Below are 12108 nucleotides of genomic sequence, written 5' to 3'. Positions count from 1 at the left end.
TTATCAGGAAAGTGCTGATATTTCCGGGGCACATAATATCCTGTGCCCCTTCCATATCATTTTTCTTATTTCAGCATTGCTTCAACTTCTGCCTGAGCATTTGCCAGCTCTGTCTGAGAGTCGCTTCCCTGTACTACTACGTTGTTAATCATCTTGCTTAAAATTCCTTTGTTGGTAACATCACCCATTACCATGTAATTTTTACCATCTACACATCCGAACAACTTAAGATTATCAAATGCTACTCCAACTTCGTCTAAGAGATGTGCCAGTGGAACAATTGCTTCATTCTCTTTGTATGCTGCATCTTCTGCTACTTCACCTAATACCGGCTGGATTCCACCAGGAGCCATCAGAAGCCAGGATTCATTGTTTTCTTTTTCCAGCATAAAGGATACAAATTTCTCTGCTGCTGCTTTCTCTGCATCACTTAATCCGGAAGCAATGGATAATACGATAACGCAACCATATGCTGCCTGCTGTGTCTTATTTGGTAACGCCAGTTCTACATCATCCAGGAAACCTGCTTCCTGAACAGCACTTAAAATATAAGTAGAATACAGGCATAATGGTGCATTCTGATTTATAAATGCATCTTTTACATCTGCAACTTCAGTAGAACCCGGCATAGAATAAGATGAAAGCTCTTTATAGAAATCTAATGCTTCTTTCATTTCCGGTGTATCAATGGTTACATTTCCATCTGCATCAAATACATTTGCTCCATTGGAAATTGCGAACTGTGAAAATACCTGTTCACTAAATGCAGATTCTGATGTAGGTAATGCAATTCCGTACTGTTTGTTGTCCGGATCATAAAATGCTTTTGCAATTTCTAATACATCATCCCAGTTCTGAGGTACATCAAATCCTTTTTCCTTTAACATTGCTGTATTACACCAGATTCCCTGTACCCATCCGGAAACAGGAACTCCAACATAGTCATTTCCATCTTCTGTTTTAATTACGTTTAATGCTCCATCAAAGAAAGCATCTTCACCTTTTCCGTCAATAACCTCTTTATTTGCTTCCAAATCAATAAAATCATTCGTTACACTTGTCTTTGCCTGATCCTGTGAGAATTCCATAACTGCCGGAAGTACACCGGTTCCACCAAGGGATGTGATTTTTGTATCATAATCATCCTCATTTGTAGGCATCTGTTCTACCTTAATTCCAGGATTCTCTGCTTCAAACTCTTCAATCAGTTTTGCAATTACATCCTGTCTTTCCTGCTCTACCTGCATATGCATAAACTGGATAGTAACCTCTTCTCCTGCATCTGCTGTCGTATCTGTTCCTTTTTCAGAATTTCCATTTCCTGAATTGCTGCCGCAGCCAGCCAATGTTCCAACGGTCATTGCTGCTACTAACATCATGCTTAAAATTTTCTTCTTCATATTCCTTCTCCTTTTCCTTTATTGTGTGAGTTATTTTCCAGAATCCATGCTGCTTCATAGCCAGAAAGTACAAGTGTTCCTTTTATCTCCTTACCGGTCAGAAGATTTTTTCCACTCACTTCATTCTCACCACTCTGCCACACTTCCTCTGAAATATTAATATATATGGTAAGCCGTTCTTCCTCCGTAAATCTTCTGATGTGAAAGACCTTGGAAGAAGTCTGGATTACTTCCTGTTTTGCCTCCGGTGCAAATGCCGGATGTTCTTTCCGGATATTAATTCTCCGGATTAGTTCTTCGAATATTTTCTTCCGGTTTGTTTCTTCTGTAAGCTGTCTCTCCAGCCAGCTTACGTCCAGCTGTTCCCGGTTTATTCTTCTGTAAATTCCAGATACTGCCTTATCATAATAATCATTTCTGGAACCCAGAAGACTATGAATATAAATTGCAGGAAGTCCCTGCATACTAAGTAAAATTGTTTCTGCTGCAAGAAATCTTTTTATTCTGATCTCATCCGAATCTTCCGGGGAGGCAAGTGCATCCTGATAATTGATATTTAATTCATATGGACTTTTTGTTCCGTCTCCATTATCTTTATAAGAGACTTCTCCACCATTCCGAAGAGTTGCATCAACCATAAGCTGAATTTCTTCCTTTGTTAATATTCCCTCTACCGGACGGACACCAATTCCATCATGGGAACTCAAGAAATTAAAATAGGTACATCCCACCGGTGGTTCCGATAAATTTTTTGCCCATTCTGTTAATTTTTCAGAGTTCCCTGTAAGAATCGAAAACATAACCAATGGTGGCAGTGGAAACTGGTATACCATATGTGCTTCTTTTTCGCCCTCACCAAAATAACTGATATTTTCTTTATGAGGCACATTTGTCTCCGTAATAATCAATGTTCCCGGTGCTGCTTCATCTAAAATTTTGCGGAAACTCTGCACCACCTTATGTGTCTGCGGAAGATGCATACATGTTGTTCCAAGTTCTTTCCACAAAAAACCAATTGCATCCAGCCGAATCATTCTTGCACCATTCTGTGTATAGTACAAAAGAATAGATAAGATTTCTTTGTATAAATCAATACTCTGATAATTTAAGTCAATCTGATCCGTACTAAATGTTGTCCAATAGCTCTTTTTCCCTTCCTTAGTGTCAAATTCTGTCAGCAAAGGAAGTGCTCTTGGTCTGGTCACTTTGCTGTAATCAGCCTTTGGATCTGCTTCTATAAAAAAGTCTTTATATGGTTTTTCTCCTTTTAAACATTTTTGAAACCATTCATTTGATTTTGAACAGTGATTAATTACTGCATCAAACATTAAATCATACGATTCACCAAGTCTGTTTACATCTTCCCAGTCACCCAGTGCCGGATTTACTTTTCTGTAATCGCTCACCGAAAAGCCATCATCTGATGTATAGGGAAACATCGGCAGAATATGTACTATACTGATAGCATCCGCTACATGCTTTTTCAAAAAATCATTTAATACTTTAAGTCCCGGTTCTTCTTTATCTGTGATAGAATCACCATAAGTAATCAGAACTGCGTCTTTCTGTGTAAGCCATTGCTTTGTATTCTTCTGCGGACTATTTTTTATCAATTCATCCACATCCTTCAACAGCTGTTCTGCTTCCTTTTCTCCATATATCTGTCTATATAATTCTCTTAATTCTTTTTCCAGTTCCTGTCTCATAATTTTCTCCTATGTATCAGGTTGTTAAACAATTTTGTCATTTGTTGACAACGTTGTCATTTTATGCTAAAAAAATAATTTTTTCTGCCGGAGATTTCTCCCCGGCTTCGTATTAAGTTGACTCTCTTTCTAATACTTCAGGCTGGAACTCTATTACTTTTCCACCTTCTATTTTTTCACCTCTAATTAATTTTACCAGCCGGTCAATACACTCTTTTGCCAATTGTTCAAAATTCTGATCAATTGTTGATATTCTTGGATAATAATATTTTCCAATCGGAATATTGTCTACACCTAATACCGCAACATCTTCTGGAATCCTCAGCCCATGTTCATGTATTGCCTGATAAACACCGAGTGCTCTTTCATCTCCTGATATGAAGAAAGCGTCCACATTTCCTTCTGCCAGCAATTCATTGGCTTTTTCATACGCAAGCTGTATGGAATTTACACCAGAATAAACTCTGTATTTTCCCTCTTTTCCTTTTACGGAATCTTCAAATCCTTTTATACGGTTCTGTGTAGATAAGAACTTTGCTTCTCCGACCAAAAATGCTATATTGCGGTATCTGCAGCCAGTCAGATATTCACCGCCTTTATATCCTACCTGATAGTTATCCAGACTGACGGCGTAGGTCTCATCATCATCCGGTTCTCCAAACATTACATACGGAATATTGTGTTCCCGGAAATATACTGCCCTCGGGTCACTGTGTACATTTTCCAGCAGGATTGCGCCATCTGCCATTCCATTTGCCAGCAGAGTAAATCCGTCTGTATCATCATCAATACACCTTGTACTGTTAGATGGTGACATCACAACCTTCATTCCACTTTCTTTTGCATAGCGGAAAAGGTATTTCAGCATCAAAGTATGCCAGTTGCTCAAATGTTCTTCTCCATGCCGGTCGGTAAATATCATGATTATATTGGTTTTCTGTCCTTTCAATCCCCGGGCAAACATATTTACCTGATATCCCGTTTCCTTAATTGCATCTAATACTTTTTTTCGGGTGCGCTCCGATACATTAGAGTCCTGATTTACAACTCTTGATACTGTTTTTACGGAAACTCCACACATATCCGCCACATCCACTATTGTTACATTACTTGATTTCTTCTTATTGTCTTTCGTTGTCATATGCACTTTTCACAACCCATCTTTCTTTGTCTTACGTTGTCATTATACATAATGTTAGTGATTTCGTCAACATCTCTCTTCATAAAATTATACACAAAATGTATTTTCCATTTTTGTTCAATCTATCCAAGTCTGCATCTTCATCCGGTGAATCTATTCTTATATATGTCAGGAAGGGAAACTCCGGCCTATCAAGCCAGAGCTTCCCTTCCATTAGCTCTGCCAGTTCACAGAACTGACTCTTATTCTTCTGTAGAAGCAGTTACTTCTTCTTTTGCTTCTGTCTCTTCGATTTCATCTGTCACAGGTGCTTCATCGAATCCGTCAAAATCATCAAAGGAGAGTTCTTCCTCTTCGTTTACATCTGTGTTCAGTTTGATGTTACGATAACGCTTCATACCAGTACCAGCCGGAATCAGCTTACCGATAATTACGTTCTCTTTCAGACCAATCAATGGGTCAATCTTGCCCTTGATAGCTGCTTCTGTCAGAACCTTAGTTGTCTCCTGGAAGGATGCTGCTGATAAGAAGGAGTTGGTTGCCAAAGATGCTTTGGTAATACCAAGTAATACCTGTTTACCTTCTGCCGGCTCTTTGCCTTCTTCCTCTAACTGCTCATTCATCTCTTCGTAATCCAGATTATCTACTAATGTTCCTGGCAGGAACTCAGAATCTCCGTTATTTTCAATACGAATCTTCTTTAACATCTGACGAACGATAACCTCGATATGTTTATCATTAATCTCAACACCCTGCAGACGGTATACACGCTGTACTTCCTGAATCAGGTAATCCTGTACGGCACGTACGCCCTTAATCTTAAGGATATCGTGTGGATTTACAGAACCTTCGGTCAGTTCATCACCAGCCTCTAATACTGCGCCATCCATAATCTTAATTCTGGAACCGTAAGGAATCAGATAAGTCTTAGTCTCACCTGTTTCATTGTTTGTTACAATGATCTCACGTTTCTTCTTGGTATCTTTAATGGTTGCAACACCACCAAATTCTGTGATAATTGCAAGTCCCTTAGGCTTTCTTGCCTCAAACAGCTCCTCGACACGAGGAAGACCCTGTGTAATATCGTCACCGGCAACACCACCGTTGTGGAATGTTCTCATGGTAAGCTGTGTACCAGGTTCTCCGATAGACTGAGCTGCGATAATACCAACCGCTTCACCAACCTGTACCGCCTGACCGGTAGCCATATTGCTTCCATAACATTTTGCACAAACTCCGATGTGGGAACGGCAGGTAAGAATGGTACGGATTTTAACCTTGGTTAATGGTTCTCCATTCTCATCTACACCCTTGCTCATAATTGCTGCAGCACGTTTTGGTGTAATCATATGGTTTGCTTTTACAAGCACATTACCATCTTTATCGCAAATTGTCTCACAGGAGAATCTTCCTGTAATACGCTCTTCGAGACTTTCGATTTCTTCTTTTCCATCCATGAATGCTTTGACATACATACCAGGAATCTCTCTTCCTGTGCCTGCACAGCAATCAGATTCACGGACAATCAGATCCTGTGATACGTCTACCAGACGTCTGGTTAAGTAACCGGAATCGGCGGTACGTAACGCAGTATCGGACATACCTTTTCGTGCTCCATGCGCAGACATAAAGTACTCCAATACTTCAAGACCTTCACGGAAGTTTGATTTGATAGGCAGCTCGATTGTTCTACCGGTTGTATCCGCCATCAAACCACGCATACCTGCTAACTGTTTAATCTGTTTATCAGAACCACGGGCTCCGGAATCTGCCATCATGAAGATGTTGTTGTATTTATCCAGACCGGAAAGCAGTGCTTCTGTCAGCTCATCATCAGTCTCTTTCCATGTTTCAACAACTTCTTTGTAACGCTCTTCCTCTGTAATAAGACCACGTTTGTACTGTCTTGAAATGCGGTCTACCGTATCCTGAGCCTTTGCAATCATTTCCGGTTTCTGAGGCGGTACTGTCATATCTGAAATAGATACGGTCATAGCTGCTCTTGTAGAGTACTTGTAACCCATGGACTTAATATCGTCTAATACCTCAGCGGTCTTGGTTGCTCCGTGTGTATTAATAACTTTTTCCAGAATCTGTTTTAACTGTTTCTTTGCTACATGGAAATCGATTTCCAGTACCAGTTCATTTTCAGGCTTGCTTCTGTCTACGAAACCTAAATCCTGAGGAATGATTTCATTGAAGATAAATCTTCCCAGTGTGGACTCAACGACACCAGTCTTAACAGTTCCATCCGGCATGGTCTTATGAACACGCACATGGATTCTGGAATGTAAGGTCAGTGCCTGGTTCTCATATGCCAGAATTGCTTCGTTTACACTCTTATAGTATCCGCCTTCTCCTAAGGAACCTGGTCTTTCCTGTGTCAGATAGTAGATACCAAGAACCATATCCTGTGAAGGAACGGCTACAGGACCTCCATCAGAAGGTTTTAACAGGTTGTTCGGTGAAAGCAGCATGAAACGACATTCTGCCTGTGCTTCCTGTGACAGTGGTAAATGGGCAGCCATCTGGTCTCCGTCGAAGTCGGCGTTGTATGCGGTACATACCAATGGGTGAAGCTTAATTGCTTTACCTTCTACCAGGATTGGCTCAAATGCCTGAATACCAAGTCTATGCAGTGTAGGAGCACGGTTCAGCATAACCGGATGCTCCTTGATGACATCTTCTAAGACATCCCAGACTTCCGACTGTAATCTTTCAACCATCTTCTTTGCACTCTTAATATTGTGTGCAGTTCCGTTTGCAACCAGCTCTTTCATAACAAACGGTTTAAACAGCTCGATTGCCATTTCTTTTGGCAGACCACACTGATAAATCTTAAGTTCCGGTCCTACGACGATAACGGAACGTCCAGAGTAGTCTACACGTTTTCCAAGAAGGTTCTGACGGAAACGTCCAGATTTACCTTTCAGCATATCGGACAGAGATTTCAGAGCACGGTTACCAGGTCCGGTTACCGGTCTTCCTCTTCTACCGTTGTCAATCAGGGCATCTACTGCTTCCTGCAGCATTCTCTTCTCGTTACGAACGATGATATCAGGTGCACCTAACTCTAACAATCTTCTCAGGCGGTTATTTCTATTGATAATTCTACGATATAAATCATTTAAATCGGATGTTGCAAAACGTCCACCATCCAGCTGTACCATAGGTCGTAAGTCTGGTGGAATAACCGGGATAACGGTCATAATCATCCACTCCGGTTTATTTCCGGATTCACGGAAGGATTCTACCACTTCCAGTCTCTTGATGATTCTTGCACGTTTCTGGCCGGTAGCATCTTTTAATTCTGCTTTCAGCTCTGCTGCATCTTTCTCCAGGTCAATTGCCTGTAATAACTCAAGAATGGCTTCTGCACCCATTCCAACACGGAAAGAGCTGCCATATTTTTCCCTTGCATCCTGATATTCCTGCTCGGATAATACCTGCTTTACAGATAAATCTGTAGAACCTGCATCCAGTACGATATAGGAAGCAAAGTACAGAACCTTCTCCAATGTTCTTGGAGAAAGATCTAAGATTAATCCCATACGGGATGGAATTCCTTTGAAGTACCAGATATGGGATACCGGAGCTGCAAGCTCGATATGTCCCATACGCTCTCTACGAACGCTGGCTTTGGTGATTTCAACACCACAGCGGTCGCAGACAACACCTTTATAACGAATCTTTTTGTACTTACCACAATGACATTCCCAGTCTTTGCTCGGTCCAAAAATCTTCTCACAGAATAATCCGTCTTTTTCCGGTTTCAAAGTTCTATAGTTAATGGTCTCAGGTTTCTTAACTTCTCCTCTGGACCACTCTCTGATTTTCTCAGGTGATGCCAGACCAATCTGAATTGCATCAAACTGTATCGGCTGGTAAGTTTCCTGTTTTACTGTTCCTGGCATTAATGACACTCCCTTCCTATTTATTCTTCGTCAAGAACTTCATCGGCAGCATCGTCAAAATCGAAGCCTGCGTCATCATCCTCTTCCTCTTCTTCTACGTTGTTGAGTTCTCCACTCTCAGAATCAAATTCCTGTTTGGTAAAGCCCATCTTTCCGAAGGACTCGCTGTCTTCAAACGCGAAATCTTTATCGCCTGAGATAATGGAATTCAAATCTGTGTTACCATATTCGCTGGTCTCCATCAGTTCAACTTCGTTACGGTCTTCGTCTAATACTCTGACATCAAGACCAAGGGACTGAAGTTCTTTGAGAAGTACCTTGAAGGATTCTGGGATTCCCGGTTCAGGGATATTGTCACCCTTAATGATTGCTTCGTATGTCTTCACACGGCCAACCACGTCGTCGGACTTCACAGTCAGAATCTCCTGTAATGTGTAAGATGCACCATAAGCTTCCAGTGCCCAAACCTCCATCTCTCCGAAACGCTGTCCACCAAACTGAGCTTTACCACCCAGAGGCTGCTGCGTTACTAAGGAGTAAGGACCGGTAGAACGTGCATGAATCTTATCATCTACCAGATGATGCAGTTTCAGGTAATGCATGTGGCCAATGGTAACCGGTGAGTCAAATTCTTCTCCAGTACGTCCGTCACGAAGCTGAACCTTTCCGTCACGGGAAATCGGAACGCCCTTCCATAATTCTCTGTGGTCTCTGTTATCGGAAAGATACTGCATTACATCTTCACGCAATGTATCTTTATATTTTGCTTCAAATTCTTCCCAGGTGGAGTTGACATAATCATTTGCCAGTTCCAGGGTATCCTGAATATCAATCTCTCGTGCGCCGTCAAATACAGGAGTCTCAATGTTAAATCCAAGTGCTTTCGCTGCAAGACTTAAGTGAATCTCCAGGACCTGACCGATATTCATACGGGAAGGTACACCCAATGGGTTCAATACAATATCCAGTGGACGGCCGTTCGGCAGGAATGGCATATCTTCTACCGGAAGTACACGGGAAACAACACCCTTGTTACCATGACGTCCAGCCATCTTATCTCCAACGGAGATTTTTCTCTTCTGTGCAATGTAAATACGAACTGCCTGATTTACACCAGGGGATAATTCGTCACCATTTTCTCTTGTAAATACTTTCGCCTCTACAATGATACCATATTCACCATGTGGTACTTTCAAGGAAGTATCTCTTACTTCTCTTGCTTTCTCACCGAAGATGGCACGTAACAGTCTCTCTTCTGCGGTAAGCTCTGTCTCTCCCTTTGGAGTAACCTTACCTACCAGAATATCACCGGCACGAACTTCTGCACCGATACGGATGATTCCTCTTTCGTCAAGGTCTTTCAATGCATCATCGCCGACACCAGGAACGTCTCTTGTAATTTCTTCCGGTCCTAATTTAGTATCACGGGCTTCTGCTTCGTACTCTTCAATATGGACAGATGTATAAACATCATCCTGTACTAATCTTTCACTCAGAAGAACAGCGTCCTCGTAGTTGTAACCTTCCCATGTCATGAATCCGATTAACGGGTTCTTTCCAAGAGCAAGCTCACCATTAGCAGTAGATGGTCCGTCAGCAATTACTTCGCCAGCTTCTACATGATCACCTTTGAACACGATTGGTCTCTGGTTGTAGCAGTTGGACTGGTTGCTTCGTGAGAACTTGGTCAGTTTGTATACGTCTCTTGTTCCATCATCATTCTTCATGGTAATCTGGTTTGACTCAGATTTCTCAATAGTACCGGATTTCTTTGCAACTACACATACACCGGAGTCTACTGCAGTCTTGGTTTCCATACCGGTTCCTACTACAGGAGCTTCTGTGGTAAGAAGAGGTACTGCCTGACGCTGCATGTTAGATCCCATCAGCGCACGGTTCGCATCATCGTTCTGCAAGAACGGAATCAATGCGGTAGCAACAGAGAATACCATCTTAGGAGATACATCCATATAATCAAACATCTGCTTGTCATATTCCTGTGTCTCATCTAAGTAACGGCCGGAAACGGAATTTCTTACGAAATGTCCTTCTTCATCCAGTTTTTCATTCGCCTGTGCTACATGGTAATTATCCTCTTCATCTGCGGTCATGTATACAACATCTTCTGTAACACGCGGATTCTTAGGATCTGTTTTATCAATCTTACGATATGGTGCCTCAATGAAACCATATTCGTTAATTCTTGCATAACATGCCAGTGAGTTGATAAGTCCGATGTTCGGTCCTTCAGGAGTCTCAATCGGGCACATTCTTCCATAATGGGAGTAGTGTACGTCTCGAACCTCGAATCCAGCACGGTCTCTGGATAAACCACCTGGTCCTAATGCGGATAAACGTCTCTTATGTGTCAGCTCACCCAGCGGGTTGTTCTGATCCATGAACTGTGACAGCTGGGAAGATCCGAAGAACTCTTTCACTGCTGCGGTTACCGGTTTGATATTAATCAGGCTCTGTGGAGAAATTCCTTCCTGATCCTGGGTGGTCATACGCTCACGAACCACACGTTCCATTCTGGAAAGTCCGATTCTGTACTGGTTCTGTAATAACTCACCTACGGCACGGATACGACGGTTACCTAAGTGGTCGATATCGTCATCATTTCCAATGCCCCACTCCAAGTGCATATTGTAGTTAACGGATGCAAAAATATCTTCCTTGGTGATATGCTTCGGAACCAGTTCAGATACGTTTTTACGAATTGCTTCCTTGATATCTTCCAAGGATTCATTTTCATCCAGGATTTTCTTTAATACCGGATAATATACCAGCTCAGTAATACCAACTTCCTTCGGTACTACATCAACATAGGTAGTGAGGTCTACCATCATATTAGAAAGAACTTTTTCATTTCTTTCTTCTGTAGCAATATATACCGCCGGAACAGCTGCGTTCTGAATCTCTTCTGCAAGCTCTCTGGTCAGCTCTGTTCCTTTTTCGATTACCTCTCCGGTAGTCTCAAGAACAACATCTTCAGCCAGCACTTTTCCGCGTAAACGGTTCTTAAATGCCAGCTTCTTGTTAAATTTATAACGACCTACCTTTGCCAGGTCATAACGTCTTGGGTCGAAGAACATTGCGGTAATCAGGCTCTCTGCACTATCAACAGAAAGAGGCTCGCCCGGACGAATCTTCTTATATAATTCCAGAAGACCTTCCTCGTAGCTTGTAGCAACGTCTTTTCCAAAAGATGCTAAAATCTTTGGCTCTTCGCCAAATAAATCTATAATTTCCTGGTTGGTTCCCAGTCCTAATGCACGCAGTAATACTGTGATTGGCACTTTTCTGGTACGGTCAACACGTACATAGAAAATATCATTAGAGTCTGTTTCATACTCTAACCATGCTCCACGATTCGGGATTACGGTACAGGAATAGAGTTCCTTACCTACTTTATCATGCGCAATGCCATAGTAAATACCAGGGGAACGAACCAACTGGCTTACGATAACACGCTCTGCTCCATTGATAACGAAGGTTCCTGTCTCTGTCATGAGAGGTAAATCGCCCATAAAAATCTCATGTTCATTAATTTCATCTGTTTCTTTGTTATACAGTCTGACTTTTACCTTCAAAGGAGCTGCATAAGTTGCGTCTCTCTGTTTACACTCCGGAATTGTATACTTCACATCATCCTCACATAATGTGAAATCCACAAATTCCAAGCTAAGATGTCCGCTATAATCCTCAATCGGAGAGATATCTGCAAACACTTCTTTCAGGCCCTCGTCTAAGAACCACTGATAGGAATCCTTCTGGACCTCAATCAGGTTTGGCATTTCCAATACCTCTTTTTGTCTTGAGTAACTCATACGTATGCCTTTTCCAGCCTTCACCGGACGTATTCTGTTTTTCTCCATTGACGTTTCACCTCTCGTTTTTTATTCTCAATCCACTAAATTTCAGCAAATTATATTCTTTGGGCTTCA

Annotated in this window: 5 protein-coding genes; all 5 read right to left on the bottom strand. The window is 41.7% G+C overall.

Annotated features, from left to right (window positions below):
• Positions 1-65 precede the first annotated feature (65 nt).
• The 5 genes from DWY37_RS06425 to rpoB all read right to left on the bottom strand — a co-directional run bounded on the left by DWY37_RS06425 (position 66) and on the right by rpoB (position 12039).
• A complete protein-coding gene (locus tag DWY37_RS06425; RefSeq protein WP_118541232.1) occupies positions 66-1400 on the bottom strand; it encodes an ABC transporter substrate-binding protein in 1335 nt (444 codons plus the stop codon).
• Positions 1397-3106, bottom strand: a complete 1710-nt coding sequence (locus DWY37_RS06420; protein WP_117841459.1) for a sugar phosphorylase — start codon at positions 3104-3106, stop codon at positions 1397-1399. Before DWY37_RS06420 ends, DWY37_RS06425 begins: the two co-directional genes overlap by 4 nt.
• A 112-nt stretch (positions 3107-3218) precedes the next feature.
• Positions 3219-4247 carry a LacI family DNA-binding transcriptional regulator gene (locus DWY37_RS06415; protein ID WP_117841460.1) on the bottom strand — a complete coding sequence of 343 codons (1029 nt, stop codon included), beginning with the start codon at positions 4245-4247 and terminating at the stop codon, positions 3219-3221.
• A 242-nt stretch (positions 4248-4489) separates the two neighbouring features.
• The gene (rpoC, locus tag DWY37_RS06410; RefSeq protein WP_117946054.1) at positions 4490-8161 is read right to left on the bottom strand and encodes a DNA-directed RNA polymerase subunit beta'; all 3672 of its coding nucleotides are present in this window, start codon (positions 8159-8161) and stop codon (positions 4490-4492) included.
• Between the two features lie 20 nt (positions 8162-8181).
• Complete coding sequence (gene rpoB, locus DWY37_RS06405; protein WP_118541234.1) at positions 8182-12039, bottom strand: DNA-directed RNA polymerase subunit beta; 3858 nt, start codon at positions 12037-12039, stop codon at positions 8182-8184.
• Positions 12040-12108 lie beyond the last annotated feature (69 nt).

Source organism: Roseburia sp. AF25-13LB (genome assembly GCF_003478915.1).
GTDB lineage: Bacteria > Bacillota > Clostridia > Lachnospirales > Lachnospiraceae > Roseburia_C > Roseburia_C amylophila.
Note: the sequence above shows the minus strand (reverse complement) of the source record. Positions and strands in the feature narration are given on the sequence as shown.

Coding starts and splice junctions, on each gene's coding strand:
- DWY37_RS06425 (WP_118541232.1), bottom strand. CDS start 1,400: ATGAAGAAGAAAATTTTAAGCATGATGTTAGTAGCAGCAATGACCGTT.
- rpoC (WP_117946054.1), bottom strand. CDS start 8,161: ATGCCAGGAACAGTAAAACAGGAAACTTACCAGCCGATACAGTTTGAT.
- DWY37_RS06415 (WP_117841460.1), bottom strand. CDS start 4,247: ATGACAACGAAAGACAATAAGAAGAAATCAAGTAATGTAACAATAGTG.
- DWY37_RS06420 (WP_117841459.1), bottom strand. CDS start 3,106: ATGAGACAGGAACTGGAAAAAGAATTAAGAGAATTATATAGACAGATA.
- rpoB (WP_118541234.1), bottom strand. CDS start 12,039: ATGGAGAAAAACAGAATACGTCCGGTGAAGGCTGGAAAAGGCATACGT.